The organism is Amycolatopsis sp. NPDC051716, from assembly GCF_040681595.1.
Classification (GTDB): Bacteria; Actinomycetota; Actinomycetes; order Mycobacteriales; family Pseudonocardiaceae; genus Amycolatopsis.
Genome location: NZ_JBFAZA010000002.1, coordinates 311,034 through 337,360 on the forward strand (window position 1 = coordinate 311,034; position 26,327 = coordinate 337,360).

Consider the following 26,327-nt stretch of genomic DNA (forward strand, 5'->3'; position numbering starts at 1 on the left):
AACCCCCAAACTAAAACCAACCCCCCACGCCAATAGCCACGCAAACCACAGACGCCCCACCCCCCCACCCAACCACTAACCCCCCCCCACCCTTCGTCGGCCGGCGCTCCACCCGGCCGTGCCGCCCGCGCTGCCCGCACCGGCGTGAGATGGGCCACAGTCCGGGGTGGCGACGGCGCGTCGCGGACCGAAATCCGGCGGCCCTCCCCGGCGGTCTTGCCCGCTTGGCTACGCTCCGATCCATGAGCGCCACCAAGTGGGAGTACGCCACCGTCCCTCTGCTGATCCACGCCACGAAGCAGATCCTCGACCAGTGGGGCGAGGACGGCTGGGAGCTGGTCACCGTGCTGCCGAACCCGAGCGGCGAGCAGCACGTCGCCTACCTGAAGCGTCCGAAGGGCTGACCCGGTGACCTGGAGCGAACGGCTGAAGGAGCTCGGCATCGAGCTGCCCGGCGTCGCGGCCCCGCTGGCCGCGTACGTGCCCGCCGTCCAGAGCGGGAAGCACGTCTACACCTCCGGCCAGCTGCCTTTCGTCGACGGCGTGCTCGCCGCGACCGGCAAGGTCGGCGCGGAGATCAGCCCCGAAGAGGCGAAGGGCCACGCCCGCACCTCGGCGCTCAACGCGCTCGCGGCCGTGCACGCGCTGGTCGGCATTGACAACGTCGCGCGGATCGTCAAGGTTGTCGGCTTCGTGGCTTCCGCGGAGGGCTTCACCGGTCAGCCCGCGGTCGTCAACGGCGCGTCCGAACTGCTCGGCGAGGTCTTCGGCGACGCGGGCATCCACGCCCGCTCGGCCGTCGGCGTCGCGGAGCTGCCCATCGGCTCGCCGGTGGAGGTCGAACTGATCGTGGAGGTGCAGTGATGGACCCGGACATCGAGCAGTCCACCCACGAGCTGCTGATCCGGCTCGCCGGGCGGCTGCCCGACCAGCTGCTGTGGCGGTTCCGCGACTGGCTCGGCGAAGGGGCCATGGGCACCCTCGCCCGGACCCTGCCGAGGTCTTTGCTTAAGCACAGGATTGACCTCGACCAGACGGAGTACCGCCTGCTCGTGGCCGGGCTCATCCCGCACGGCGCCGACTGGCACCAGGTCAGTTCGACGCTGGGGGTAGACGACGTCTCCGAGAACCGGTACACATTCACGTCGAGTGCGCCCGAATGGGTTAACTCGGTCGACTCCGTGTCCGTTCTGATCCACGCAACGTTGCGGGGTCGCCCGGACGTGGGGGAAGTGCGGCAGAGCTGGCGGCACGTCGGTGTGGTCGGGCAGGGGACCGCCAAGCGCGTCCTGCTCATCACCGCGCAGGCGGGGCTGCCGAGGCTGACCGGCGAACTGCAGCGCGTGCTGCGCGTTCTGGGCGACGAAGAGCCCAGCGTCGAGGTCATCCCGCCGCGCTTCGACCTGCCGGGTTACCACCGGGCCGCGCTGGCCGACTCAGAGCTGGTCTGCGTGGGCGCGGTGACGGGAAGCCGGCTAGTAGCCGCATAACGCTCGCCCGCCAGCGAGCTGGGAGGGAGCAAGGCAATGGTGGAGGTCCACGACGGCCCGCCCATGGACGGGTTCTCGGTGCCCCTGCGCCTGCACAACCTGTTGCTGGCCCTGGCGGGCCGGATCGACGACAGCGCGCTCACGGAAGCCCGTGAGCTGATCGCCCGGGCCCACATCGACGAGGCGGTCGAGCTGACCACCGGCACGCTCATCGCGGGCCGGATCCCGGTCAGCTCCGCCGAGCAGCGCGAGCTGGCGCTGGTCCTCGAGATGAGCCGGTCGGACGCGACGCTGGCGAACGATCTGCTGGTCGACGAGGCCGAGCCGGTCAGCACGCACCGGTTCACCGGCGAGAACGCCCCGGAGTTCGGCATCGCCGAGGCGCTCGACCGGACCCTGCAGGTGCTGCCGGACGTCCGGTCGGTGCACGCGGTGTGGCGCAACACCCCGGCCGGCAGCGTGCCGGGCGCGCTGCCGCAGCGGGTGGTGCTGGTCGAGCTGGGGCCGGAGGGCAACCCGCCCGCCGTCGCCTTCCGCGTCGACACGGCGTTGCGCCGGGCCGGGATCCACTCGGTCGTCGAGGTCAGCGGCCCCGGCGTCGCGCACTCCGAGTACCACCAGGCCGCCTCGGCCGCCGCGTCGCCGGCGTGGGTGACCGGGAGCACGACGTCGAGTTCGTCGTCGTACCGCTCGGAGCCGGTCAAGCCGCCGGCCCCGGTGACGTCGGAGCCGCTCGCGGAGTCGGGCAGCCGGCACAGCATGCGGTCGAGCAGCACCACCACGGCTCCGCCCGAGCCGGTCGCCCCGGTGGTGCCGATCGTGTCGCCGCCGCCCGCACCCGAGCCGCCCCGCAAGGCGCGGTCCGAGACGCGGGCGGAGCGCACCGCCGACCTGACCCCGGCCGAGGTGGCGCAGCTGCGGCAGGCGCTCGCCGAGGACCCGGAGAAGGGCCGCGAGATCGCCGCGGGCAAGCCGTCGATGCACGAGGTCGTCGAGCTGCCGGCGCTGGACCTCGACGACCCGAGCCTGAGCGAGCGCGACCGGGCGCTGCTGCGCGAGCTGCACGCCGAGCTGGCCGAGCGCGAACGGGCCGAGGCGGCGAAGATGCGTCTCAACGGCGCGTCCCGTTCCGGCGGTGACCAGCGCGGCTGGACCGCTCCGTAGGACGCTTTTCGTGCGAAGGCGGCACTTCCCCTCCGGGAGGTGCCGCCTTTTCCGTGTCCGGCGTGCCACAACTGCGCGACGGGACGTCGGGTGGCGGAGGTATGTTGCCCGGGTGGAGCAGCCAACGGAGTTCGTCTTCGACATCCCGGTCGGCGCCGGGGTAGCCACCCGCGCCAACGCCGACGGCCCGCCGGCGACGCCGAAGGACGCGGCCACCGTCATCCTGGTCCGTGACGGCGCCGACGGCGTCGAGGTCTTCCTCCAGCACCGGGTCAAGGGCATGCCGTTCGCGGGCGGGATGACCGTCTTCCCCGGCGGCGGCGTCGACCGGCGCGACGCCGACACGTCGGTGGCGTGGGCCGGGCCCGACCCGTCGTGGTGGGCTTCGCGGTTCGGCTGCGACGACGCGCTCGCGCGGGCGCTGACCTGCGCGGCCGTGCGCGAGACGTTCGAGGAGTCCGGCGTGCTGCTCGCCGGCGGCGCGGACGCGGTGCTCACCGACGTCACGCCGTACGCGGCGGCCCGCCAGGCCCTGGAGACGCGGGAGGTGTCGCTGGCCGGGTTCCTCGCCGGCGCGGGCCTGACCCTGCGGGCCGATCTGCTGCGTCCGTGGGCGCACTGGATCACGCCCGAGCAGGAGCCGCGCCGGTACGACACCCGGTTCTACGTCGCGAAGCTGCCCGAAGGCCAGGAGGCCGACGGGGCGACTTCGGAGGCCTCGAGCTCCGGCTGGCAGCGCCCGGAAGACGCCATCGCCGACGCGCGCGAGGGCCGCCGGATGCTGATGCCGCCGACGTGGCTGACGCTGAGCGAGCTGGCGGCGTTCGCCACCGCCGACGACGTCCTGAACGCACCGCGCGAAATCGTCCGGATCGCCCCGACGCTGGTCCGTGAGAACGACCACGTCCGCGTCGTGCTGGAGCGGCGATGAGCGCCCCGGCCTACGGCGTGCTGCGCCAGGTGTCCGCGACGGCGTCGGTGCTGCTGGAGAACAACCCGTCGTCGATGACGCTCGAAGGCACCAACAGCTGGGTGCTGCGCGCGACGCCGTCGAGCCCGGCCGTGGTCGTCGATCCGGGCTACCGCGACCTCGAGCACCTCGAGCTGCTGGCTTCTGTTGCTCCGGTCGAGCTGATCCTGCTCACGCACTGCCACCCCGACCACGCCGAGGGCGCGCCGTGGTTCGCCGAGCGCACCGGCGCGCCGGTGCGGGCGTTCGACCCGGCACTGTGCCTCGGCGGTTCGTCCTTTGTGGACGGCGAAGTGCTCTCGGCCGGTGGCCTTTCCCTTCGTGTCCTGCACACCCCCGGCCACACCGACGACTCGGTGTCGCTGGTCCTCGACGGCCAGGTGCTGACCGGCGACACCATCCTCGGGCGCGGCACGACGGTGCTGCACGACCTCGGCGACTACCTGCGTTCGCTGCGGAAGCTGATCGAGCTGCCGGCCGGGACGGCCGGCCTGCCCGGTCACGGCCCGGAGCTCCCCGATCTGCCCGCGACCGCGCGCGAATACCTCGCCCACCGGGAACAGCGGCTCGACCAGGTGCGTTCGGCCTTGAAGACACTCGGGGCGGACGCCACCCCGCGCCAGGTCGTCGAGGTCGTCTACGCCGACGTCGACCGGGCGCTGTGGGCGCCCGCCGAGTGGAGCGTGCAGGCGCAGCTGGACTACTTGCGGTCGGAGGAGAACGGATGAGCAACGTCGAGGTCGAGTTCTATTGGCGGCCGGGGTGCGGGTTCTGCGCCGCGCTGGAGCGCCCGTTGTCGAAGAGCGGGTTCAACATCCGCGCCATCAACATCTGGGAGGACCCGGCGGCGGCCGCGCGCGTGCGCGAGGTCGCGAACGGCAACGAGACCGTGCCGACGGTGATCGTCGGCTCCCGGGCGATGGTCAACCCCTCCTTCGCCGAGGTCGAGGCGGCGGTCAAGGCAGCCTCAGCTTCGGCGGGGTGAGTGCGCCGGGCCGTTCTCCGTGGAGGAAAGCGGCCCACACTTCCCGCAGGCCGGTCTCGTTCTCGAGGCCCTTCGGGGCGCCGACGAGCATGGGCGCGTCCCAGACGTCGTGGGTGCCGAAGAGGAACGGGATGTCGATGCAGTGGCACGCGCCGAACCGGTTGCCCGGGGCCTGCCAGTCGAAGCGGTAGGTGAAGGCGCCGAGCCTCTCCGTCAGCCGGTCGCTGGTGAAGAAGCCGGTTCCGGCGTCGATGACCTCTTGCGGCGCGTCGGGGACGAAGGCGCGTAGCTCCTCGCGGGTCCAGCTGATCAGGGCCGGGCCTTCCGGCGCGGCCTCGACGAGGTCCTCGGCGACGAGATCTCCGTCGGCCACCAGCTGGAACGGCGGTTCGAGCGAACCGGGCTTCCCCGGTACGGAAACCTGCGCGGCGAGCAGTCGTTCCACCGGGGCGTCCCGGAAGTCTTCCAACGCCCGGGCGTTCCGGTTCGCTTCCTCCCATGTGGACGGTCGCATCCCGAGGGGTGCGCTCTGCACGGCGATCCGCTTGATGAGGCCCCGGGTGCGCGGCGACGACCACAAGGCCAGCGTCGACTGCGCTCCGGCCGACTGCCCGCTGAGCGTGACCTCGGCCGGGTTTCCGCCGAACGCGGCGATGTTGTCCCGCACCCATTCCAGTGCGGCGAGCTGATCGGCGATCCCGAGGTTCGGCGGGACGCCGTCCAGCGCGGCGAAGCCGAGGGCGCCGAGCCGGTAGTTGAGCGTCACGACGACGGCGTCGGCGTCGCGGGCCAGGCGCGTGCCGGTGTACCAGACCTGACCGCCGGAGCCGCTGGTGAACCCGCCGCCGTGGATCCCACACCAGCACCGGCCGGCTCCCGGTGGCCGACGGCGTGAAGACGTTGAGGGACAGGCAATCTTCGCTCTGGGGCAGGGGCATCGGCCCGAGCGCGTGCTCCAGCCGTGACGGCGGCTGCGGCGCGGCGGGGCCGGCTTCGAGCGCGTCTTTGACGCCGCTCCAAGGCTTCGGCGGCTTCGGTGCTTCGAAGCGTTTCGCGGTGGCGTACGGGATTCCTTTGAACGCGCCCTGTTCGCCCAGGATCCGCCCGGTGGTGGTTTCGACGATCATCGTGCCTCCTCTTCGAAGTACAGTGCGGCGCCGCCCGCGTCCTCGGCGCGGACGAAGAAGCCGCGGTCGTGGGTGGTGGCCGGGACGTGCTCCTCGACCAGCCGCCGCGCTTTCGCGAGGTCGGCAACCACCACGCCGTGGGCGGCGAAGTACGGCAGCTTCCGCGGGGTTTCGCCGGGCAGGACGGCGTCGAGGTCGCTCACCCCGGCGATGTCGACCAGCCGCCGGCCGCCGGTGATGACGTCGTAGCGCTGCTGGTAGGCGGCTATTTCTTCGTCCGGCACCACGAGGACGATCCCGGCGACGCTTCGGGCACCGTTGGGGTGGCCGAGGTAGCGCGGCTGGTGGACGTACTCCGGGGTCAGGTGCTCGGCGGTGTGCAGGATGCCTTCGGGGGTGCGGTCCCGTCTGATGTGGACACTGCGGAACCGCGCGGTGCGGGTGCCTTCCGGCACCTCGACGTCACGTTGGAGCTTCAGCACACCGGACGTCGAGAGGCCCGCTTCTCGCAGCCGCCTCTCGGCCGCGTCGGAGTCGTCGACGCCGAAGGAGCAACCGTGCAGGCCGTCGCCGCGGGCATCCATGATCGGCAGCACCCGCCACGGGTCGCCGGCTTCCTCGTCGACGATCCCGATCAGCTCGAGGAACGAGCCGCCGAAGTAGGCGCAGCGGTTCGCCGTACAGCTCGGAACCGGTTCGCTCCGGTCGCTGACGGCCGCGAAGTGCCGGGACGGCGGGCTCAACGTGAAGCCGAGTTGTTCGTAGCACCGCCAGGTGGCCGCGTAGTTCCTGGTCAGGAAGACGGTGTGGTCGATGTGCATGACGTCGATCGTGGTCTTCGCGCCGGCATCCTTCCCTTCGCGGCGCGATTGTGCTCGAAATCCGACATCTCTTAGGCTCTTTTGGTGGAATCCGGGCTCCTGGACGAGTTGGACCGCCGCTTGGCGCACGCGCTGCAGCTGGACGGCCGGGCGTCGTTCAGCACGATCGCGGCGGTGCTGGGTGTCTCGGGCCAGACGATCGCGCGCCGCTACCGGAAGCTGCGGTCTTCGGGCGTGCTGCGGGTCGTCGGCGTCCCGGAGGCGGCCCCGCTGGGCCAGGTCCACTGGCTGGTCCGGCTGCGGTGCGTCCCCGACGCGGCGGCGGCGATCGCGGCGGGGCTGGCCCGGCGGGACGACACGCAGTGGGTGAGCTTGATGTCCGGCGGGACGGAGATCGTGTGCTTCGTCCGGGCGCCGCTGCGGGAGCAGGCGGACGGGTTGCTGCTGGGGCAGCTGCCGAGGACGCCGCGCGTGGTGTCGATGACGGCGTACCGGCTGCTACGCCGGTTCGCGGGCGGCCCGGCGGGCTGGCCAGGCCGCGCCGGCGCGCTGTCGGCTTCGGAGGTGTCTTCGTTGCGCCGCGCGCCTGCGGGCGGTCCCTACCGGCCGGAGCCGGAGGACACGGCCTTGCTGGCCGCCCTGGCCCACGACGCCCGAGCCGACATATCGACATTGGCGTCGGCCTGCGGCCGCTCGGAATCGACGGTCCGCCGTCGCCTGGAGGCGTTGCGAGGATCGGGAGCGTTGTACTTCGACGTGGAGGTGGACGCGGCCCTGCTGGGCTACCCCCTGACGGCAACGCTGTGGCTGACGGTGGCGCCCTCGGCCCTGGAGTCGGCGGGCCGGGCATTGGCGGGCCACCCGCAGGTGGCGTTCGCGGCGGCCACGACGGGCCCGGCCAACCTGGTGGCGAACGTGGGCTGCCGCGACGACGCGGCCCTGTACGAGTACCTGGCCGTGGACCTGGGCGGCCTCCCGGGAGTACAGGCCGTGGAGACGGCCCCGATGATCCGGACGTTGAAGCGCTTCGGCACCGTGTAGCGCGGGACACCACACGGACGACCCACGGCACCGAAGTGTTGAGCGCGGCTGTGCGGGGTGGCCCGAGCCGATCGCACATTTCGGGTCACCATCGGAACGAGCCAGGTGTTCCGGCCGAACCCGCGCTGCCCACCGAGGCGCCGGCGCCCATGAGCGATCTCGGTGCGGCGGTCAAGTCCTCATCCGTGCGGTGATGATCGTCCGGGCGCTGCCGAAGATCCTCGAGCCGGGCGAACGCACGCCTACGGGCAGCGCTTCGGCATCGTGTAGCGCGGGACACCACACGGACGGCTCACGGCGCCGAAGTGGGACCCGGCCAAGATCATCGGCTGAGCATCGGCATCAGGTAGTACGTCAGCTCCACCTCCCCGGGCTCCGCCGCCCGCAGGATGCACGCCCGCATCCCCGGCTGGATCGACAGCACCACCCGCTCGCCGGCGAACGCCGCCAGCGCGTCCAGCAGGTACCGCGCCTGGAACGACGGTGACGTCCGGCCGCCGCTGACGTCGGCCTTCAGCACTTCCTCCGCCTCGCCCGTGTCCTGCCGGGCGCTCGCCAAGCGGACCTGCGCGTCGCCGACCTCCAGGGTCAGGACTCGCCTGTCCTCCGCGTACACCCCCACCCGGCGGACCGCCGCCGCCAGGGCTTCCGCCGGCAGTGTCACCGTTGTGTCCACCGCGCCCGAGGGGATCGAGTCCTCCGAGAGGAAGCCCGCGTCGAGGACCGCCGTCGCGACCAGGCCCTCCTGCCAGCTCAGGCCGAACCGGCCCGGGCCGATGTGCAGGCCCACCCGGCCGCGCGCCTGCCGGGCCGCCTCCGACAGCAGTGCCGCCGGGACCAGGACGTCCAGGGCACCCGGTGAGGACAGTGGTAGCCGGGCGACCGCCATCCGGTAGCGGTCGGACGCGGTCAAGGTGAGGCGGTCGCCTCCCTGCAACCGAACCCCGGTGAACAGGGGCAGCGGGTCGTCCTTCGCCGCCGTGCCCGCGACGATGCGCAACGCCGACGCGAACGCTGCTCCGTCCACTTCGGACACCCGGGCCGGCGGGTCCGGGACGACACCGGTTCCGGGCAGCAGCGGCAGCGCGAACCGGGCGTTGTCCAGCCGCAACGCCAGGCGGGTACCTTCGACGACCAGGCGGACCAGCTCCGTGTCGAGCACCTTCAGCGTCTCCGCCAGCGGGGCCGCGGGGATGACGACCGAGCCGTCCGTGTGCGTGGTCGCCGGGCAGCCGAACCGGACGGCGAGGTCCGGCGCCGCACCGGCGACCGTCAGCCCGGCCGCGTCCGCCGCCAGCCGCAGCCCGGCGCGGGCGGGCAGCAGGCGTGACGCGGCGGAGACGGCCGCCGAGAGGCGGTGGGCAGGCGCGGTGACGTCCATGCCCGGAAGGTAGCGGCCGGCACCGACAAAAACCGCCGGGCTACGCGTTGACCAGCTCGGGAACCGACGCGGACCGCGGAGCCCGGACCGTGCCGCGCAGCAGCCACACGACCAGCGCGAGCACCAGCCCGGCCACGCTCGCCGCCAGGAAGGCCGCGCCCGGGCCGGCGTGCTCGACGACGTACCCGCTGATCGACTGGCCGGCCGCCAGCCCCAGCGTCACGGCGGTGAGGACCCAGCCGAACGCCTCCGCCGCCGTCCCCGCCGGGGCGACCACCTCGATCGCCGCCGAGTGGGACGTCGACTGCGGCGTGATCAACGCGCCCGCCAGCAGCATCATCAGCGCCAGGCCCCACAGCGAGGACGGCCACGCGAGCAGCGCGACCAGCGCACCGAACCCGCCCAGCAGCACCGGCAGCCGCACGCCCAGCTGCCGCGGCCACGGGCGCAGGCTGTAGGCGACGCCGAACGCCACCGAGCTCAGCGACCACGCCGACAGCAGCAACCCGCCCGTCGAGGGGGAGCCCGCCTCGGTGGCCGCCGCCGGCACGGCGACCTCGACGAACCCGATCACCACGCCGAAGCCCAGCGCGGCGATGGCCAGCGTCCGCATGCCCGGGCCGGCCAGCGCGCCCAGCAGCGACCCCGAAGAACCCGGAACCGGGCCCCACTGCCGCACGGCCGGGCTCAGCGCGAACAGCACCGCCCCGGTGACCTGCAGCGCGACCCCGAGCACCAGGCCGGTGCCCGCCCACGGCGCCATGACCAGCAGCCCGGCCACGCCGGGGCCGAGGATGAAGAAGACCTCCATGCTGATCGCCTCGTACGAGAACGCGGCGTTGCGCGGCCCGCCCGGCGGGAGCAGCCGCCCCCACAGCGCCCGCGACGCCGACCCGACCATCGGCTCGGTCAGCCCGGTGAGGGTGGCGAGCGGGACCAGCACGGCGGTCGCGGCGTGCGACTCGATGGCCGTGACCAGCGCGGTCATCGACAGCGCCAGCAGGACCGCGACGGTGAGCAGCGGCCGTGTCGGCCCGAACCGGTCGATCAGCCTGCCCTGCACCACCGCACCCACCGACACACCGACGAGTGAACCGGCCGAGACGAGCCCGGCGATGGCGAAGGAGCCCGTCTCGCGCTGGACGTAGAGCAGGGCGGAGATGCCGATCATGGCGATCGGCAGGCGGGCGAGCACGGCCGCGACGACCGGCCACCGGGCCGCGCGGGTCGTCAGCGCGGTGCGGTAGTCGGCGAGGGACGTGCGGCTTTCGTGGTTCGAGACAGACTGGGACACGCGTACAAGTATGCCGCATACTGGTACGTCAGTACCAGTTATTTGACGGTCAGGTGCGTCACCGGCAGACTGGTGGCAGATCTTCGGATCGAGGCGAAGGGTCTCGATCAGGTAACACTCACGATATTCTCCGTGGACTCCTGCAACGAAACGGCCCAGGCGGCGTCCTTGAGAGTGAATGGCCTTGAATTCGTGGGTATGGGCCGTGATGGTTGAACAACAGCACAGAAAAACCCAGCTCCCTCCGGCACACGGGTCGGGGCCTGGCCCGGAGGGCGGGGAGCGCGGATCGTCGGGGGATGGTCCGCGCAACAACGAAGAGCCGGTGCGCCACGTCGGGGGTGGCGCCCGGCTCTTTGTTATGTGTCGAGCTATGTGTCGAGCAGAGTTATGTGTCAAGAAGACTTATGTGTCAAGAAGAAGGCCTCCTCACCCCGCCGGGGTGAGGAGGCCTTCTTCTTGACAAGACTCAGCGAGCGCGGCGGGCCAGGCGCTCCGGGTCCAGGATCAGCACGCTCTTGCCCTCGAGCCGCAGCCAGCCGCGGTGGGCGAAGTCGGCGAGCGCCTTGTTGACGGTCTCGCGCGACGCCCCGACGTACTGGGCGATCTCTTCCTGGGTCAGGTCGTGCGTGACCCGCAGCAGACCGGCCTCCTGGCTGCCGAACCGCTGCGCGAGCTGCAGCAGCGCCCGCGCCACGCGGCCCGGGACGTCAGTGAAGATCAGCTCGGCGACCATGTTGTTCGTCCGGCGCAGGCGGCGCGCGACGACGCGCAGCAGCTGCTCGGCGATCTCCGGGCGGGTCGAGATCCACTGGCGCAGGGCCGGGCGGTCCATGGTGACCGCGCGGACCTCGGTGACCGTGGTCGCGCTCGACGTCCGGGGGCCGGGGTCGAAGATGGACAGCTCGCCGAACATGTCGGACGGGCCGAAGATGCCCAGCAGGTTCTCGCGGCCGTCCGGGGACTTGCGGCCGATCTTCACCTTGCCGGACTGGATGATGTACAGCTTGTCGCCGGGTTCACCCTCGTTGAAGATGACATGGCCGCGGGGGAACTCCACGGATTCCAAGGTCTGGGCCAGCGCCTCCGCCGCTGCCGGCTCCACACCCTGGAAAATGCCCGCACGGGCCAGGGTTTCGTCCACCTCGGGTGCCTCCTCGTCGAGAAACGATCACGCTCCCCCTTGGCTGGAGGAGCGTGACGCCGATCACTTGCGCGTCAGTCTAGGGCGTACTCCCGAGATCGCTCGCCGGACTCGCGCACGGCGGAAACGATCTCGTTCGAACGTGGAGCCTAACTCCGCACGCGACGCGCGCGTAGCCTGGCTGCCCGTCCGCCCAGCCTACGCAGCCGGAACAGCTCCAGCGCGCGGCCGATGCCGTGCCCGTAGAGCGCCCTGACCTCGTTGGGCTGCGCCTGCTCGAGGAACTCTTCGACCTCGTTCTCCTGCACCGCGACGTGCTTGAGCCTGCTCTCCACCCGCTCCATGAAGAGCGCGAAGAACATGATGACCAGGGGGACCAGGATGACGAACCAGACGGTCATGACCGGACCCCCAGACCCATCCCGAAACACTCAGTGAGAAGCATGTACTCCAGATCCTCGCTCATGGCGGCCGGAAAACGCGCCGAGGTGGTGCTCTGGCGTGTCGGTCGTCCACCGGTGCAGTGCCCGGCTCGTCCGACGGCGCCCGTAGGCTATCGGGGTGCCACCTGCCACCACGAACGCCCCCCGTGCGGGCGCTGGTGAAAGCCGGTTAGCTCTGGTGAGACGCGCCAGGCGGATGAAGCGTTGCCTCGACGACGTGTATCCGGACGCCCACTGCGAGCTCGACTTCACCACACCACTGGAACTGCTGGTCGCGGTCGTGCTGTCCGCCCAGACCACCGACGTCCGGGTGAACCTCGTCACGCCCGCGCTGTTCAAGCGCTACCGGACCGCCGCCGACTACGCCGGTGCCGACCGCACCGAGCTGGAGGAATACCTCCGGAGCACCGGCTTCTACCGGGCCAAGGCGAACTCCGTGATGGGCCTCGGCGCGGCGCTGGTCGAGCGCTTCGACGGCGAGGTCCCGGCCAAGCTCGAGGACCTGGTCACCCTGCCCGGCGTCGGCCGCAAGACCGCCAACGTCGTCCTCGGCAACGCCTTCGACATCCCGGGCATCACCGTCGACACCCACTTCGGCCGGCTGGTCCGGCGCTGGGGCTGGACGACCGAGGAGGACCCGGTCAAGGTCGAGCACGCGATCGGCGAGCTGATCCCCCGCAAGGAGTGGACGATGCTCTCGCACCGGGTGATCTTCCACGGCCGCCGCGTCTGCCACGCCAAGAAGCCGGCCTGCGGCGCCTGCCCGCTGGCCAGGGACTGCCCGTCGTACGGCACCGGCCCGACCGGGTTCGACGAAGCCGCGAAGCTGGTCAAGGGCGTCGAGAAGGACCACATCCTGGCGTTGGCGGCGCCTCGGTGACGAGAGTCACCAAGTGGGCGCTGGCCGCCGCCGTGCTGGGGGTGGCGCTGATCGTCGCGCTGCTGCCGCGCGGCGGTGACGCCCCGGCCGCGAAGCCGTCGGGGGACCTGGCGCCCGCCCGGGCCGCGGCGGCGCTCCAGCCGTGCCCGGCGCCGGGGCCGGCGCAGCCGGTGAAGCAGCTCGAAGGCGTCACGGCGGACTGCCTCGGCGACGGCGTGCGCGTCGACGTCGGCAAGGCCCTCGCGGGGGCTCCGGTGCTGGTCAACGTGTGGGCGTCGTGGTGCGAGCCGTGCCGGACCGAGCTGCCCGTGCTCCAGGAGTACGCGCGGCAGCCGGGTGCAGCGCGCGTGCTCGGCGTCCAGGTGCAGAGCCCGGCGAAGGACGGCCTGGACCTGCTGGCGAAGCTGGGTGTGCACCTGCCGTCGGTGTTCGACGGGGACGGCTCGAACGGACCCGTCCGGACGGCGCTGAAGGTGCCTTCGGCGCTCCCGGCGTCCTACCTCGTCACCGCCGGCGGTGCGGTGCGGTTCATCGCGAATCCTCGCTCGTTCGTGAACACTGACCAGGTGCGCGCGGCAGTCGAGGGGGCAAGGTGATCGGACCACTGGTCGAACCCGAGTCGGTTCCCGAGTGGCTCCGGCCGCTGGTCAAGGTGAGCGGCGAGGTCGACGCCAAGACGTTCACGCGGTTCAGCCCACCCGAAGACGCCTACCCGCGTCCCGCCGCGGTGCTCATCCTCTTCGGCGAGCGTGAAGCCGACGGCGAGCCGGACATCCTGCTGCAGCGCCGCGCCGACACGCTGGGCTCGCACGCCGGCCAGGTCGCCTTCCCCGGCGGCGGTGCCGAGGAGGGCGACGGCGGCCCGGTCGGGACCGCGCTGCGCGAGGCCGAAGAAGAGACCGGCGTCGTCCCCGCCGGCGTCCGGCCGATCGCGGTGCTGCCGGAACTGTTCGTGCCGGTGTCCGGGTTCGCCGTGACGCCGGTGCTGGCGCACTGGGCGGAGCCGTCGCCGGTGCACGCGGTCGACCCCGGCGAGACGGCGTCGGTCGCGCGCGTCGCCATCGCCGACCTGGTCGACCCGGCCAACCGGTTCACGGTGCAGAAGAAGGGCATGCCCTGGAAGGGGCCGGCCTTCGAGGTCGGCGGCCTGTTCGTGTGGGGGTTCACCGCCGGGCTGCTGTCGGTGCTCCTGAGCCTGGGAGGCTGGGAGCGCGAATGGGACCCGGGCGACGTCCGGGACCTCGACGAGGCGCTGGCCGCGTTCCGGAAGCGTGTGTTGGAGGGGTGACGCGGTGAACTGGGTCGATGTCGTGGTGCTGCTGCTGGCCGTGCTGGCGGCGGTGTCCGGCGCATACCAGGGGGTGATCATCGCGCTGCCGTCGCTCGTCGGCGTCGTGCTCGGGGCGGTCGCCGGGATCAAGCTCGCGCCGGTCGTGGTCTCGTTCTTCGACGACCCGGTCTGGAAGGTCGCCTTCGCGGTGGCGACGGTGGTCTTCCTGGTCGCCTTCGGCGAGGCGATCGGCGTCTACGTGGGCCGCCGGCTGCGGCAGAAGATCAACCCGGACAAGCTCTCCGGCCTCGACAAGACGCTCGGCGCGGTCGTGCAGGCGCTGGTCGTGTTCGTGGTGGCGTGGTTGATCGCGACGCCGCTGACGGCCGTGTCCGGTGCGCCGTGGCTGGCCAAGGCGATCAACAACTCGGTGGTGCTCGGCAAGGTCAACGACACCATGCCGGAGGCCGCCCAGGGCTTCCCGAGCCAGCTGCGCAAGCTGCTCGACGCGTCCGGCTTCCCCTCCATCGTGGACCCGTTCCAGAAGGCGCCGACGGCGGACACCTCGCCGCCGGACCCGGCGCTGCAGCGCAGCGAGATCGTCCAGCAGCTGCACGGCAGCGTGGTCAAGATCCGCGGCAGCGCGAGTTCGTGCTCGCGCTCGCTCGAGGGCAGCGGATTCGTGATCGCGCCGCAGCGGGTGATGACGAACGCGCACGTCGTGGCCGGTACCGACACCGTCGGCATCGAGACGACCCAGGGCGACTACCCCGCTCGCGTCGTCTACTTCGACCCGGAGGTCGACATCGCGGTGCTCGCGGTGCCGCGGCTGAAGGCCGAGCCGCTCCGGTTCGCCCCGGAGACGGCTTCGGCGGGCGACAGCGCGGTCGTGCTCGGCTACCCGCTCGACGGCCCGTACCGGGCGACGCCGGCGCGCGTGCGCGGCCGGATCAACCTGCGCGGCCCCGACATCTACGAGGCGAACACCGTGCAGCGGGACGTCTTCACGGTCCGCGCCGAGATCCGCAGCGGCAACTCCGGCGGCCCGATGGTGACGCCGGACGGCAAGGTCATCGGCGTCGTCTTCGGGGCGGCGGTCGAGGACCCGGAGACCGGCTTCACGCTGACGGCCGAGCAGGTGCGCGCCGAGGTCGACGCGGCCCCGTCCCAGACGACGAACGTGTCCACCGGCTCCTGCGCGGCCTAACGCCCGAAGCGCAGCGCGAGGCCGTCCAGCAGCGCCCGCATGCCCGACTCGAAGATGTCGTCCAAGACCAGGTCGTAGCCGGTCCGCTCGAGTTCGCGGAGCATCTCGGCGAACACCGGGCGCCCCGTGGTCATCGGCCCCATCGAAGGGAGCTGGCGGTCCATCCACTGGTCCTCGGACAGCCCGGACGAGGCCAGCGCGTGCTGCTCGCGTTCGAGGTGGATGGCGAGGCCCTGGACGTAGCTGAAGAACAGGACGTGCAGGTCGCACAGCGCCGCCGCGCCGACGCCGAGCTCGGACAGCGCCGTCAGCGCCCATTCGCCGTGCATGCCGAGGTTGGGCAGGGGCAGCGGCCGGGTGATCGGCCCGAGTTGGGCCAGCCACGGGTGCCGCCGGAAGAGCGTCCAGAGCGTGCGGCCGCCGAGCGTCAGCCGTTCGCGCCAGTCGCCGGACGGCTGGGCCGGATAGCCGCGCTCGCCGAACGCGGCGTCGGCCATGAGCAGCACCAGTTCGTCCTTGCCGCGCACGTACCGGTACGGCGCCATGGCCGCGACCCCGAGCCGGGCCGCGACGCCACGCATGGACAGCGCGCCGAGGCCCTCGGTGTCGGCGATGGCGATGGCGGTCCGCACGAGCCGTTCGCGGGTCAGCCCCGGAGAACCACCGCGGCGATCCCGGTCGGCGACCACCGTGCCGGACCGCGGCTCCGCGCGGACCAGGCCCTCTTGGCTCAGCTGGGCCAGCGCCTTCGCCGCGGTCGCCATCGCGACGCCGTGGTCGGCCGCGAGCCGCCGGGTCGACGGCACCCGCGCGCCCGGCGGGAGCTCGCCCCGCGTGATCCGCTCACGCAGTGCGTCGGCGATGGCCACGTACTTCACGCTGGTCTCCTGACCTAGTACAGAAAGCCATCTGTGCTAGTACAGAAATGGCCTGCTGGCTGGGTGTTCTCCACAGTGGAGCGTACAAGCGTACGACTCTGGGAGGAAACAATGCGGAACGTCCTGATCTCCGGCGCCGGTGTGGCCGGCGGCACCCTGGCCTGGTTCCTGGCGCGCGAAGGCTGGGCGGTGACCGTGGTGGAGCGGGCGCCCGGCCCGCGCACCGGCGGCCAGGCGATCGACGTGCGCGGCGTCGCGCTCGACGTCGTCGACGAAATGGGGCTCGGCGACCGGATGCGCGCGCTGCGCACCCGGATGCGCGGGATGTCCGTGGTGGACGGGGACGGCCACGAGCTGTTCCGGTCGGAAGAGCACACCTTCACCAGTGGACGGCTGGACAGCGCCGACTTCGAGATCCTGCGCGACGACGTCGTCGCGATGCTGCTGGAGGCCCCCGGTGTCGAGTACGTCTTCGGCGACTCGATCACCGCGCTGACCGAAGAGGCGCACGGCGTGCGCGTCGAGTTCGAGCACGGCGGCTTCCGGACGTTCGACCTGGTGGTCGGGGCGGACGGCCTGCACTCGGCGGTGCGGCGGCTGGCCTTCGGCCCGGAGGAGGACTTCACCCGGCACCTCGGCCAGTACCTGGCGATCTTCCCGACGGCCAACTTCCTGGGGCTCGAGGACTGGCAGGTCTGGTTCCGGCACGAGCACACCGGGGGCGTGGCCTACCCCGTCCGGGACAACACCGAGCTGCGCGTGACCCTCGGTTTCGGCTCGGAACCGCTGCCGCGGATGGCCGTCGCGGAGCAGAAGCGGATGATCGCCGAGCGGCTCGGCGGGATCGGCTGGGAGGTGCCGAAGCTGCTGGAGGCGATGGCCGCCGCGGACGTCTTCTACTTCGACGCCATGGCCCAGATCCACCTGGACCGCTGGTCGGCGGGCCGGGTCGTGCTGGTCGGCGACGCCGGCTACTGCGCCTCGGCGCTGTCCGGCCAGGGTACGAGCCTCGCGCTGGTCGGCGCGTACGTCCTCGCGCAGGAACTCGGCCGGGCCGCCCACGAAGAGGCCTTCGCGGGCTACGAGCGGCGGATGCGGCCCTTCGTCGCGCTCAACCAGGCGCTGGCCACCGAAAATGCCGAGGGGCCGGCTTCGGACGAGTCGGTCGAGCGGGCGAAGAACGCCATCAGTCTCGCTTGAGGAAGCCTGCCAGGGCCGCCGACGTGCGATCCGGCACTTCGAGGTGGGGGAAGTGCCCGACGTCCGGCCAGATCTCCGCCTCGGCGTGCGGGCCCGCCCAGCGCGTCGACGACGTCGCGGTTTCCGGGAGGATGCAGGTGTCGTCGGCGCCGTGGAGCTGCAGCGTCGGGGCGGCGATCCGGGCGTCGACGGCGTCGGTGAACCGGCGGCCCTCGCCGCGGAACTGGGCGCGGAAGGCCCACCGGTAGTACTCGAGCGCGCTGTGCGCGACCCCGGGCACGAGCATCGCCTGGCGGAACGCCTCGACGCTGCCGGTGAAGTCCGGAGTGGACCGCCAGCGGGGGCCGGCCCAGCCGCCGAACAGGTCCTCGACGGCCTGGGCGTCGTCCTTCACCAGCCACTTCTCCGGCGCCATCGGCACCTGGAAGCGGAAGAGGTGCCCGGCCGCGCGGCCCTGGCCGCGCCACGGACGGGCGGCGCCCGAGCGCAGGGCGAGCGGGTGGGCGGCGCCGATCGCCGTCACCGAGGACACCAGCCGGGGGTGCAGCGCCGCGACCGTCCAGGCGAGCATGCCGCCCCAGGCGTGCCCGACCAGGTGCGCGCGGCGCGCCCCGAGCGACTTGATCAGCCCGCCGACGTCACCGGCGAGCGTCCACGCGTCGTAGCCGCGGGGCGGCTTGTCCGAGTCGCCGTAGCCGCGCAGGTCGACGGCGACCGCGCGGAACCCGGCGTCGGCCAGGGCGGGCAGCTGGTGGTGCCAGGTCCACCAGAACTCGGCGAACCCGTGCAGCAGCACCACGACCGGCCCGTCGCCGAGTTCGGCGACGTGCAGGCGGATGCCGTTCGCGGACACGTCGCGGTGGACCCACGGGCCGTCGAGCCGGACGATCGACGGGTCGGGGGACGCGTGCAACGACTTCAGTCGCGGGTGGTCAGGCCGGCTTCGGGCGCGCGCTGCGGCTTGAGCGCGGCCGCGGTCTCCTTGACGCTGGCGATGGTCCGCTCCGGTGCCTTGAACTTCTTCACCTTGCGGTAGCCGAGGAACCCGGCCACGCCCGCGACGATCAGCATCAGGAAGAACACGATGCCGAAGGCGATCCAGCGGTAGCGCACCCACTCGGCCAGCCCCTCGGCCGCGAAGAAGAACAGGAAGAACGTGCTGTACAGGAAGACCGTCAGCGCGATCAGGAAGAAGATGGCCCCCTTGAGGCCCTTCTTCACCTCGCCGACGAGCTCGGACTTCGCCAGTTCCATCTCGGCCCTGACCAGGGTGGAGATGTGCTGGGTCGCGTCGCCGACCAGCCGGCCGATCGACTGGTCGCCGGGGATGTCGGAAGCGGAGGACAGCGGGAGGTAAGGCACGGCCCCCACGCCGTCGGGGCCGGTGCGTTCGTGCTTGGGGCTGCTCACCGGGTCATCGTGCCATGTGTCCCTTTACCGGGCGCGGCGGAGTCACCGTGTGTCGGGGAATCGCGCGTGAACCTTGCTACGACGGAGTAGCAAGGCCGCCGCCAGGAGGGACGCCGTCGCCGACGCGATCAGCACCGCGGCCTTCGCCAGCTCACTGGTGCCGTCCGGCAGCGACAGCTCCGCGATCAGCAGGCTCACGGTGAAGCCGACCCCGCCGAGCACGGACAACGCGGCCAGGTCCCGCCAGCCCATCCCGCGTGGCTTCTCCGCCAGGCGCAGCTTCACGGCGAGCAGGCTGGCCCCGAGGATGCCGACGACCTTGCCGATCAGGAGCCCGGCGAGGACCGCGAGCGGCAACGCCGTGGTGAACACCGCGCCGAGCGCGTCGGCGTTGATCGAGATCCCGGCCGCGAACAGCGCGAAAACCGGCACCGCGACGGCCGCCGACCACGGCTGGAGCCGGTGCTCGAGCCGCAGCGCGGGCGCCTCCTCCTCACCCTCGTCGGCCCGGACGCGGGTGAGCAGGCCCAGTGCGACGCCGGCGATCGTGGCGTGGATGCCCGCCGAGTGCACCGCGACCCAGGTGACCAGCGTCAGGGGGACGTACAGCCACGGCGTCCGGACCCGGCGGTGCTGCAGGAACGCGTACAGCGCGAGCGCGGCGACGGCGACGGCCACCGCGACCAGGTCGAAGCCCGACGTGAACAGCACGGCGATGACGACGATCGCGCCGAGGTCGTCCACCACGGCCAGGGAAAGCAGGAAGACGCGGGCGCTCGAGGGCAGGTTGGACGCCGTCAGCGCCAGCACGCCGAGGGCGAACGCGATGTCCGTGGCGACGGGGATCGCCCAGGCCCGCTCGATCCCCGGCGTCCCCCAGCCGACGCCCAGGGCGACGAGCGCGGGCACGACCATGCCGCCGATCGCGGCGACGACCGGCAGGACCGCCTGCTTGAGCCGGGACAGCTCGCCGATGACGAGTTCGCGCTTGAGCTCCAGCCCGGCGACGAAGAAGAACAGGGCGAGCAGGCCGTCCTTCGCCCAGTCGCCGATCGTCAGGTTCAGGTGCAGGAACTCCGGGCCGAGCCGGAAGTCGCGCAACGCGTGGTAGCTGTCCCGCAACGGCGAATTGGCCCAGAGCAGCGCGACCGCCGTCGCGCCGAGCAGGATGAGGCCGCCGGTCGTCTCGGTGCGGAGGTAGCGGGCGAATTCGCTGAACGGGCGGGTCATCGGGGCGGCTCCAGGGGTCGCTGATCACTGTTGCCGACCAGGCTTCCCGGCGCACCTTCGGCCGAGTTTACCGGCTCTTTGTCACGCATTGTCATGACCGCCGCCACACGTCGTGCCGGTGGTGGGTCACGCGGTGGGCTCCTACCATGCCAATCGACAACGAAGTTCCCTGGAAAAAGGAAGTCGAGTTGTGAGCACCTCAACCGAGGTCCAGCAGGACACGAGGTTCTTCGGGCACCCACGAGGACTGGCGAACCTCTTCGGCGTCGAGATGTGGGAGCGGTTCTCCTACTACGGGATGCTCGGCATCCTGCCGATCTACCTGTACTACCGGGTCGAACAGGGTGGTCTGGGTCTCGCGCAGGAGTCCGCGCTCGGCATCGTCGGCGCGTACGGCGGCCTGGTGTACCTGTCGGCCGTCATCGGCGCGTGGGTGGCCGACCGCCTCCTCGGCTCCGAGCGGACGCTGTTCTACAGCGCCGTGCTGATCATGATCGGCCACCTCAGCCTGGCCCTGCTGCCGGGCCTGGCCGGCATCGGCGTCGGTCTCGTGTGCGTCGCGGTCGGCAGTGGCGGGCTGAAGTCCAACGCGACGGCGATCGTCGGCACGCTCTACGCCGAAGGCGACGAGCGGCGCGACGCGGGCTTCACGATCTTCTACATGGGCGTCAACCTCGGTGGTTTCGTCGGCCCGCTGCTGACCGGGCTGGCGCAGACCCAGGTCGGCTTCCACCTCGGGTTCGGCCTCGCGGCGATCGGGATGGCGCTCGGCCTGACCCAGTACACGTTCGGCCGCAAGAACCTCGGCGACAAGGCGAAGGAGGTCCCGAACCCGCTGCCGGCGTCCCGGCGCGTGCTGGCGATCGGCGCCGCCGTCGTGCTGGTGGCCGCGGTCGTCGGGCTGGTCGTCACCGGCGTCGTCAACCCGGGGAACCTCGCCGACGTCGTCGTGTGGGTGGTCGGCGTGATCTCGGTGGTCTACTTCCTCGTCATCCTGACCAGCGGCAAGATCACCGGCGTCGAGCGCAGCCGGGTGTTCTCCTTCATCCCGATGTTCATCGCCAGCGCGGTGTTCTTCTCGCTGTACCAGCAGCAGTTCACGGTCGTCGCGGCCTACACCGACCAGCGGCTGAACCGGAACCTGTTCGGCTGGGAGATGCCGGTGTCCTGGGTCAACTCGATCAACCCGGTGTTCATCATCGTCTTCGCCCCGATCCTCGCGGCGCTGTGGACGAAGCTCGGCGAGCGGCAGCCGTCGACGCCGATGAAGTTCGTCCTCGGCACGGTGCTGATGGGCGCGGCGTTCCTGCTGTTCCTGCCGATGGTGGGCAGCGGCAAGAACGCGAGCCCGATTCTGGCGATGGTCGGCATCCTGTTCGTGTTCACGATCGCCGAGCTGTGCCTCTCACCGGTCGGGCTGTCGCTGTCGACGAAGCTCGCGCCGGCGGCGTTCCGGACGCAGATGGTGGCGCTGAACTTCCTGTCGATCTCGTTCGGCACGGCGATGTCCGGCAAGCTCGCCGAGTACTACTCGGTCGACGACGAAGCGCCGTACTTCAGCACGGTCGGCTTGGTCGCCATCGGTGTCGGCGTGCTGCTGTTCCTGGGCATCCCCTTCATCCGCAAGCTGATGAAGGGCGTGCACTGAGTCAGCCGACGGTGACTCCGAAGATCACTCCGACGAAGTAGGTCACGACCATGGTGAGGGCGCCGACGCCGACGTTCCGGAGGATCGCGCGCCCCACGTTCGCGTCGCCGAGCCTCGCGCTGACCCACCCGGTCAGCGTGAGGCCGACGACGACCGCGGCCGCGCACGCCCACACCCGCAGGGAGACGCCGGCCCACGCGATGGACAAGATCGGCAGCAGCGCGCCGATCGAGAACGCGACGAGCGACGCCCACGCGGCCTGCCACGGGCTGGTGAGGTTGTCCGGGTCGATGCCGAGCTCGGCCTCCGCGTGCGCCTGCAGGGCGTCCTTTTCGGTCAGTTCGCGGGCGACCTGCCTCGCCAGCTCCGGCGAGAGGCCCTTGTCCTCGTAGATTTCGGCGAGCTCGCGCTCCTCGGCCTCCGGCATCATCTTGAGTTCCTGCTTTTCGAGCCGGAGCAAGGCCTGTTCGGTGTCGCGCTGGGTGCTCACGGAAACGTATTCCCCGCCGGCCATGGAAAAAGCGCCGGCGACGAGCCCGGCGATTCCCGCGGTCAGGATCGTGGTGCTTTCCGTGGTCGCCCCGGCCACGCCGACGACGATCCCGGCCACGGACACGATGCCGTCGTTCGCCCCCAGCACCCCGGCCCGCAGCCAGTTCAGCTTCCCGCCCACGCCCTGGTGCGGTTCGTGAGCGTGTTCCACGGCGTCACCGTCGATCGTTTCGGTCACCGGACCAGTGAAACACGGAAGCGGAATCGTGGCGAGACGCGGTCTTTTGTCAGGTGCGCCTAAATAACGGCTGCCTTACCTAAGTGGTCCTGTGTGGACTCTCAGCCGGGCTGGGTCATGATGGCGGCATGGAAGAGCAGGTGTGGCACCAGCTGGTCACGGTGGAGGGCCTGCCGCTACTCGGCGGCGAGGGCCGGTTCCGGCTGCTGGAGCAGACGGCGAGCGGCCTCGCGTATTTGATCCACTACCCGGCCGGGGTGTCGTCGCCTCCGCACGCGCACGACCACGACTCGATCGTCTACGTCCTGTCGGGCCGCTTGCGCGGGACGGTGGACGGTGTCGATGCCGTCCTCGAGCCGGGCGATTCGGCCGTGCACCCGCGCGAGGTGACCCACCAGGTCGAGGCCCTGACGGACTCGATGTGGGTGGAGTTCAAATCACCCCTGCCGGGCCGCCCACCGATCGCCTGAGCCGACCCTCCAGGTACGCGAGCCGACTCCCTGGGTACGCGAACCGGCCCTCCGGGTACGCGAGCCGACCCCGGGAAAGCGGAAACGCCCGGCCCCGCCGATGCGGAACCGGGCGCTTCCCGGAGTAAAGCCTCAGGCGTCCAGTTCGGCGAGGGCCTGCTTGGCCTTCTCGAGCTCGGCCTCCAGCGCCGCGACCTTCGCCGCCTGCGCCTCGCGGGCCTGGTTGATCACCTCGTCGATCGGGCCCGACAGGTCCGCGTGCAGCTCCTTGGCCGCGCGCGACACCGCCGCCGCCGGGATTTCGAGGCCCTTCGCGACCCACTTCGAGCCGTTCTTCAGTTCGGCCTGCCACTCGCCGTCGGCGGTGCCGGTGACCGTCAGGGTCAGCTCGACCGTGCGGGTCTTCTTCGCCGTCGACGCCGTCGCCGCACCCTTCGGGCGGCCGCGCTTCGGCTTGGGGGCCTCTTCCTCGGCGGGCGAAGCGTCGCCCTCAGAGGGGGAGGCCGGGGACGCGGACTCGGTGACGGTCGCCTCGTCGGCGGAAACCTCCGGAGTCGAAGCCGGAGCCTCGGTCGGAGCCGAAGCCGTTTCCTCGTCGTGCGTCAGGACATCCACGGTCATCGTCGTGTCGTCTCCTTGCCCGGGAAGTGGGTGTGGTTCGCGGCACAGCGTAGAACATGCGTTCGAGCCGCGCCACGCGGGGTGTCATGGCAGAGCCCTCCCGGCGCGAAGCCGGAAGGGCTCTGACTCCAGGAGACGCTAGCTCACTCCTCCGACTTGCCCGACTTCAGGCCCGACGAGATCAGGTCCATCACCGACGAGTCGGCCAGCGTGGTGACGTCGCCGACCTGCCGGTTCTCGGCGACATCGCGCAGCAGGCGGCGCATGATCTTGCCCGAACGCGTCTTCGGCAGCTCCGGCACGACCATGATCTGCCGCGGCTTCGCGATCGGCCCGATCTCCTTCGCGACGTGGTTCCGCAGCGCCTGGATGGCCTCCTCGCCACCGTCGACGGCGTTGCCGCGCAGGATCACGAACGCGACGATGCCCTGGCCGGTCGTCGGGTCGGTCGCGCCGACGACCGCGGCCTCGGCCACCGTCGGGTGCGAGACCAGCGCCGACTCGACCTCGGTCGTCGAGATGCGGTGGCCGGACACGTTCATCACGTCGTCGACGCGGCCCAGTAGCCAGATGTCGCCGTCGTTGTCGTACTTCGCGCCATCGCCGGCGAAGTAGAAGCCCTGGTCCTTGAAGCGCGACCAGTAGGTGTCCTTGAAGCGCTCTTCGTCGCCCCAGACCCCGCGCAGCATCGACGGCCACGGCTTGTCGAGCACGAGGTACCCGCCACCGCCGGGCCCGACCTCGGCACCGGTGTCGTCGACGACCTTCGCGGAGATGCCCGGCAGCGCCTTCTGCGCCGAGCCCGGCTTCGTCGAGGTGACGCCCGGCAGCGGCGAGATCATGATCGCGCCGGTCTCGGTCTGCCACCACGTGTCGACGATCGGGGTCCGCCCGGCGCCGATGTTCTCGCGGTACCAGATCCACGCCTCGGGGTTGATCGGCTCGCCGACCGAGCCCAGCACCCGCAGCGACGACAGGTCGTACTTCTCCGGGATTTCCGCGCCCCACTTCATGAACGTGCGGATCAGCGTCGGGGCCGTGTAGTAGAGGGAGACCTTGTACTTCTGGATGATCTCCCAGTGCCGCCCCTCGTGCGGGGTGTTCGGCGTGCCTTCGTAGACGACCTGCGTGACGCGGTTCGCGAGCGGGCCGTAGACGATGTAGCTGTGGCCGGTGATCCAGCCGATGTCGGCGGTGCACCAGTAGACGTCTTCGCCGGGCTTGTGGTCGAAGACGTTGTGGTGCGTGTACGCCGTCTGCGTCAGGTAGCCGCCGGAGGTGTGCAGGATGCCCTTCGGCTTCCCGGTCGTGCCGGACGTGTAGAGGATGAAGAGCGGGTGCTCGCTGTCGAACGCTTCGGGAGTGTGCTCTTCGGACTGTCCGTCGACGAGCTCGTGCCACCAGAGGTCCCGGCCGTCGGTCCAGGGCACCTCGCCCTCGAGCTTCTCGCCCGTGCGCTTCACGACGATGACCTTCTCGACGGTCTCGGCGCCTTCGAGCGCTTCGTCGACGTTGGCCTTCATCGGCGCGGCCTTGCCGCGGCGGAACTGGCCGTCGGAGGTGATGACGACCTTCGCGGCGGCGTCGTCGACGCGGGCCCGCAGCGCCGTCGGGGAGAAGCCGCCGAAGACGACGTTGTGCAGCGCGCCGATCCGCGCGCACGCGAGCATCGCGAAGATGGCCTCGGGCACCATCTGCAGCTGGATCGCCACGACGTCGCCGGCGGTGACGCCCAGCGACGCGAGTGCGTTGGCGGCCTTGGAAACCTCGGTCTTCAGCTCGGCGTAGGTGATGTCCCGGGTGTCACCCGGCTCGCCGACCCAGTGGATCGCGACCTGCTCGCCGTGGCCGGACTCGACGTGCCGGTCGACGCAGTTGTAGGCGACGTTCAGCTTGCCGCCGACGAACCACTTCGCGAACGGTGCATTGGTCCAGTCCAGTACCGTGGTCCACTTCGTGTCCCACGTGAGCCGCTCGGCCTGCTTCGCCCAGAACGCTTCGCGATCGGCGTCGGCCTCGGCGTAGAGGTCGGCCTTCGCGTTGGCCTGGCCAGCGAATTCGTCGCTGGGCGGGAAGGTGCGGCTCTCGGTGAGCAGGTTGTCCAGGGCGGGGGACTGCTCGGTCATGGTTGCAAGGCCTCCTGTAGTGCGCCGACATGACGGCTAGCGGCACGCTAGCGACGTTAGTCCGCCTTGTAAAAGGTTGCACCCACGCGGCCCGGCCGGTTCACCGCGCCCAGCGAGACCCGGTGACTAAGCGTTCGTTCAGCCGGGCCTTCGCAGCCGGCCACTCCGGCGCCAGCATCGAATAGAGGACGGTGTCGCGCGACGAGCCGTCCGGCCGGATCCGGTGCGCCCGCAGCACGCCTTCGCGAAGCGCGCCAAGCCGTTCGATGGCGCGTTGCGAGCGGAGGTTGCGGATGTCGGTCTCCCACGCGACCCGTTGCGCGCCAAGGGTTTCGAACGCGTGCTGGAGGAGCAGCAGCTTCGACTCGGTGTTCAGCCCGGTGCGCTGCCAGTCCGCGCCGATCCACGTGTGCCCGATCGACAGGATCCGGTGCTTCTCGACGACCTGGTAGTACGACGTCGTCCCGGCGACGCGGCCGGAGGCGACGTCGATCTGCGCGAAGGGCCGGCGGTCGGGGTCGGCGAGCGCCTGCTCGACCATCCGCTCGGCGGCGGGAAGATCCCCCGGCTGACGGATGCTCAGCCACGCCCAGATGCCCGGGTCGGTGCCGGCCTCGAACAGGCCCTTGGCGTGCTCGGGTGTCAGGGGCTCCAGGCGGACGTGCTCGCCGGAGAGGGTCGGTCGCGTGGTCCAGTCGCTCACATGCCCACCGTAAGTCGGCCAGTGGCCGCTCAGGATAGCCAATTTCTGATCATTTTCAGAGACCACTTGCGGGTTGCCTATGCTCGGCGGACCA

Annotated in this window: 29 protein-coding genes and 1 pseudogene; 15 read left to right on the plus strand and 15 right to left on the minus strand. The window is 71.2% G+C overall.

From position 1 onward, the window contains the following. Positions 1–242: 242 nt before the first annotated feature. The 7 genes from AB0M30_RS03690 to AB0M30_RS03720 all read left to right on the plus strand — a co-directional run bounded on the left by AB0M30_RS03690 (position 243) and on the right by AB0M30_RS03720 (position 4,609). Positions 243–404: a DUF4177 domain-containing protein gene (locus AB0M30_RS03690; protein WP_003068074.1), complete on the plus strand. Its 162-nt coding sequence runs from the start codon at positions 243–245 to the stop codon at positions 402–404. A gap of 4 nt (positions 405–408) precedes the next feature. Further along, entirely contained in the window at positions 409–864 is a 456-nt protein-coding gene (locus tag AB0M30_RS03695; protein WP_103340129.1) for a RidA family protein, read from the plus strand. Then, positions 864–1,490 carry a hypothetical protein gene (locus AB0M30_RS03700; RefSeq protein ID WP_103340174.1) on the plus strand — a complete coding sequence of 209 codons (627 nt, stop codon included), beginning with the start codon at positions 864–866 and terminating at the stop codon, positions 1,488–1,490. Before AB0M30_RS03695 ends, AB0M30_RS03700 begins: the two co-directional genes overlap by 1 nt. A gap of 36 nt (positions 1,491–1,526) precedes the next feature. Then, positions 1,527–2,654, plus strand: coding sequence for a hypothetical protein (locus AB0M30_RS03705; protein ID WP_364579360.1), 1,128 nt, complete (start codon positions 1,527–1,529; stop codon positions 2,652–2,654). 112 nt (positions 2,655–2,766) lie between these two features. Further along, on the plus strand, positions 2,767–3,585 hold the full coding sequence (locus AB0M30_RS03710) for an NUDIX hydrolase (protein WP_360164542.1): 819 nt from the start codon (positions 2,767–2,769) through the stop codon (positions 3,583–3,585). Continuing rightward, positions 3,582–4,352, plus strand: a complete 771-nt coding sequence (locus tag AB0M30_RS03715; protein WP_364579363.1) for an MBL fold metallo-hydrolase — start codon at positions 3,582–3,584, stop codon at positions 4,350–4,352. The genes AB0M30_RS03710 and AB0M30_RS03715 overlap by 4 nt, the downstream gene beginning before the upstream one ends. Next, positions 4,349–4,609, plus strand: coding sequence for a glutaredoxin domain-containing protein (locus tag AB0M30_RS03720; protein WP_360164538.1), 261 nt, complete (start codon positions 4,349–4,351; stop codon positions 4,607–4,609). Before AB0M30_RS03715 ends, AB0M30_RS03720 begins: the two co-directional genes overlap by 4 nt. Here AB0M30_RS03720 and AB0M30_RS03725 read toward each other — a convergent pair. The 3 genes and pseudogenes from AB0M30_RS03725 to AB0M30_RS03735 all read right to left on the minus strand — a co-directional run bounded on the left by AB0M30_RS03725 (position 4,581) and on the right by AB0M30_RS03735 (position 6,557). Next, the gene (locus AB0M30_RS03725) at positions 4,581–5,525 is read right to left on the minus strand and encodes a carboxylesterase family protein (protein ID WP_364579614.1); all 945 of its coding nucleotides are present in this window, start codon (positions 5,523–5,525) and stop codon (positions 4,581–4,583) included. The two genes, AB0M30_RS03720 and AB0M30_RS03725, sit on opposite strands and share 29 nt — an antisense overlap. Next, positions 5,524–5,736, minus strand: a pseudogene (locus AB0M30_RS03730) (carboxylesterase family protein); the annotation flags it as partial. The gene AB0M30_RS03725 and the pseudogene AB0M30_RS03730, both read right to left, overlap by 2 nt. Continuing rightward, a complete protein-coding gene (locus AB0M30_RS03735; RefSeq protein WP_364579366.1) occupies positions 5,733–6,557 on the minus strand; it encodes a VOC family protein in 825 nt (274 codons plus the stop codon). The pseudogene AB0M30_RS03730 and the gene AB0M30_RS03735, both read right to left, overlap by 4 nt. 84 nt (positions 6,558–6,641) lie before the next feature. On the opposite strand from AB0M30_RS03735, the gene AB0M30_RS03740 reads away from it, so the two are divergent. After that, complete coding sequence (locus AB0M30_RS03740; RefSeq protein WP_364579369.1) at positions 6,642–7,598, plus strand: Lrp/AsnC family transcriptional regulator; 957 nt, start codon at positions 6,642–6,644, stop codon at positions 7,596–7,598. A gap of 322 nt (positions 7,599–7,920) precedes the next feature. Here the strand turns inward: AB0M30_RS03740 and AB0M30_RS03745 are convergent, their stop codons facing one another. The 4 genes from AB0M30_RS03745 to AB0M30_RS03760 all read right to left on the minus strand — a co-directional run bounded on the left by AB0M30_RS03745 (position 7,921) and on the right by AB0M30_RS03760 (position 11,818). Further along, positions 7,921–8,979 carry a DNA polymerase III subunit beta gene (locus AB0M30_RS03745; protein WP_364579372.1) on the minus strand — a complete coding sequence of 353 codons (1,059 nt, stop codon included), beginning with the start codon at positions 8,977–8,979 and terminating at the stop codon, positions 7,921–7,923. Between the two features lie 40 nt (positions 8,980–9,019). Next, positions 9,020–10,273, minus strand: a complete 1,254-nt coding sequence (locus AB0M30_RS03750) for an MFS transporter (protein ID WP_364579374.1) — start codon at positions 10,271–10,273, stop codon at positions 9,020–9,022. A 469-nt stretch (positions 10,274–10,742) separates the two neighbouring features. Next, the gene (locus AB0M30_RS03755) at positions 10,743–11,417 is read right to left on the minus strand and encodes a Crp/Fnr family transcriptional regulator (RefSeq protein WP_003081747.1); all 675 of its coding nucleotides are present in this window, start codon (positions 11,415–11,417) and stop codon (positions 10,743–10,745) included. A 149-nt stretch (positions 11,418–11,566) separates the two neighbouring features. Continuing rightward, positions 11,567–11,818: a hypothetical protein gene (locus AB0M30_RS03760; protein ID WP_013230551.1), complete on the minus strand. Its 252-nt coding sequence runs from the start codon at positions 11,816–11,818 to the stop codon at positions 11,567–11,569. 238 nt (positions 11,819–12,056) lie between these two features. On the opposite strand from AB0M30_RS03760, the gene nth reads away from it, so the two are divergent. From nth to AB0M30_RS03780, 4 genes are read left to right on the plus strand one after another with little or no spacing between them, the layout of a single operon-like run. Next, entirely contained in the window at positions 12,057–12,740 is a 684-nt protein-coding gene (gene nth / locus AB0M30_RS03765) for an endonuclease III (RefSeq protein ID WP_364579616.1), read from the plus strand. Further along, positions 12,737–13,336 (plus strand): TlpA disulfide reductase family protein, encoded by a 600-nt coding sequence (locus AB0M30_RS03770; RefSeq protein ID WP_364579377.1) that lies wholly within the window; start codon positions 12,737–12,739, stop codon positions 13,334–13,336. Before nth ends, AB0M30_RS03770 begins: the two co-directional genes overlap by 4 nt. After that, on the plus strand, positions 13,333–14,028 hold the full coding sequence (locus tag AB0M30_RS03775; RefSeq protein ID WP_364579379.1) for a CoA pyrophosphatase: 696 nt from the start codon (positions 13,333–13,335) through the stop codon (positions 14,026–14,028). The genes AB0M30_RS03770 and AB0M30_RS03775 overlap by 4 nt, the downstream gene beginning before the upstream one ends. 4 nt (positions 14,029–14,032) lie before the next feature. Further along, the gene (locus AB0M30_RS03780) at positions 14,033–15,217 is read left to right on the plus strand and encodes a MarP family serine protease (RefSeq protein WP_364579381.1); all 1,185 of its coding nucleotides are present in this window, start codon (positions 14,033–14,035) and stop codon (positions 15,215–15,217) included. Here AB0M30_RS03780 and AB0M30_RS03785 read toward each other — a convergent pair. After that, a complete protein-coding gene (locus tag AB0M30_RS03785) occupies positions 15,214–16,095 on the minus strand; it encodes a GntR family transcriptional regulator (protein WP_364579382.1) in 882 nt (293 codons plus the stop codon). The genes AB0M30_RS03780 and AB0M30_RS03785 overlap by 4 nt on opposite strands. Positions 16,096–16,206: 111 nt before the next feature. Between AB0M30_RS03785 and AB0M30_RS03790 the strand changes: the two genes are divergently transcribed. Further along, on the plus strand, positions 16,207–17,295 hold the full coding sequence (locus AB0M30_RS03790) for an FAD-dependent monooxygenase (protein WP_364579384.1): 1,089 nt from the start codon (positions 16,207–16,209) through the stop codon (positions 17,293–17,295). On the opposite strand, the gene AB0M30_RS03795 is transcribed toward AB0M30_RS03790, so the two are convergent. From AB0M30_RS03795 to nhaA, 3 genes are read right to left on the minus strand one after another with little or no spacing between them, the layout of a single operon-like run. Then, on the minus strand, positions 17,282–18,208 hold the full coding sequence (locus AB0M30_RS03795) for an alpha/beta hydrolase (protein WP_364579387.1): 927 nt from the start codon (positions 18,206–18,208) through the stop codon (positions 17,282–17,284). The two genes, AB0M30_RS03790 and AB0M30_RS03795, sit on opposite strands and share 14 nt — an antisense overlap. Before the next feature lie 5 nt (positions 18,209–18,213). Beyond that, positions 18,214–18,705, minus strand: a complete 492-nt coding sequence (locus AB0M30_RS03800) for a phage holin family protein (RefSeq protein WP_360164513.1) — start codon at positions 18,703–18,705, stop codon at positions 18,214–18,216. A 42-nt stretch (positions 18,706–18,747) separates the two neighbouring features. Continuing rightward, positions 18,748–19,935: a Na+/H+ antiporter NhaA gene (gene nhaA / locus AB0M30_RS03805; protein ID WP_364579390.1), complete on the minus strand. Its 1,188-nt coding sequence runs from the start codon at positions 19,933–19,935 to the stop codon at positions 18,748–18,750. 190 nt (positions 19,936–20,125) lie between these two features. Here nhaA and AB0M30_RS03810 point away from each other — a divergent pair, with 190 nt between their 5' ends. Then, positions 20,126–21,583, plus strand: a complete 1,458-nt coding sequence (locus AB0M30_RS03810; protein ID WP_364579392.1) for a peptide MFS transporter — start codon at positions 20,126–20,128, stop codon at positions 21,581–21,583. 1 nt (position 21,584) lies between these two features. Here the strand turns inward: AB0M30_RS03810 and AB0M30_RS03815 are convergent, their stop codons facing one another. Beyond that, a complete protein-coding gene (locus AB0M30_RS03815; RefSeq protein ID WP_364579395.1) occupies positions 21,585–22,313 on the minus strand; it encodes a VIT family protein in 729 nt (242 codons plus the stop codon). A gap of 128 nt (positions 22,314–22,441) precedes the next feature. Here AB0M30_RS03815 and AB0M30_RS03820 point away from each other — a divergent pair, with 128 nt between their 5' ends. Continuing rightward, positions 22,442–22,783, plus strand: coding sequence for a cupin domain-containing protein (locus AB0M30_RS03820; protein WP_364579398.1), 342 nt, complete (start codon positions 22,442–22,444; stop codon positions 22,781–22,783). 132 nt (positions 22,784–22,915) lie between these two features. Here the strand turns inward: AB0M30_RS03820 and AB0M30_RS03825 are convergent, their stop codons facing one another. The 3 genes from AB0M30_RS03825 to AB0M30_RS03835 all read right to left on the minus strand — a co-directional run bounded on the left by AB0M30_RS03825 (position 22,916) and on the right by AB0M30_RS03835 (position 26,233). Further along, positions 22,916–23,404 (minus strand): DUF6319 family protein, encoded by a 489-nt coding sequence (locus AB0M30_RS03825; RefSeq protein ID WP_103340164.1) that lies wholly within the window; start codon positions 23,402–23,404, stop codon positions 22,916–22,918. 143 nt (positions 23,405–23,547) lie between these two features. Next, positions 23,548–25,530 carry an acetate--CoA ligase gene (gene acs, locus AB0M30_RS03830; protein ID WP_364579401.1) on the minus strand — a complete coding sequence of 661 codons (1,983 nt, stop codon included), beginning with the start codon at positions 25,528–25,530 and terminating at the stop codon, positions 23,548–23,550. 100 nt (positions 25,531–25,630) lie between these two features. Then, entirely contained in the window at positions 25,631–26,233 is a 603-nt protein-coding gene (locus AB0M30_RS03835; RefSeq protein WP_364579403.1) for a GNAT family protein, read from the minus strand. Positions 26,234–26,327: the final 94 nt, after the last annotated feature.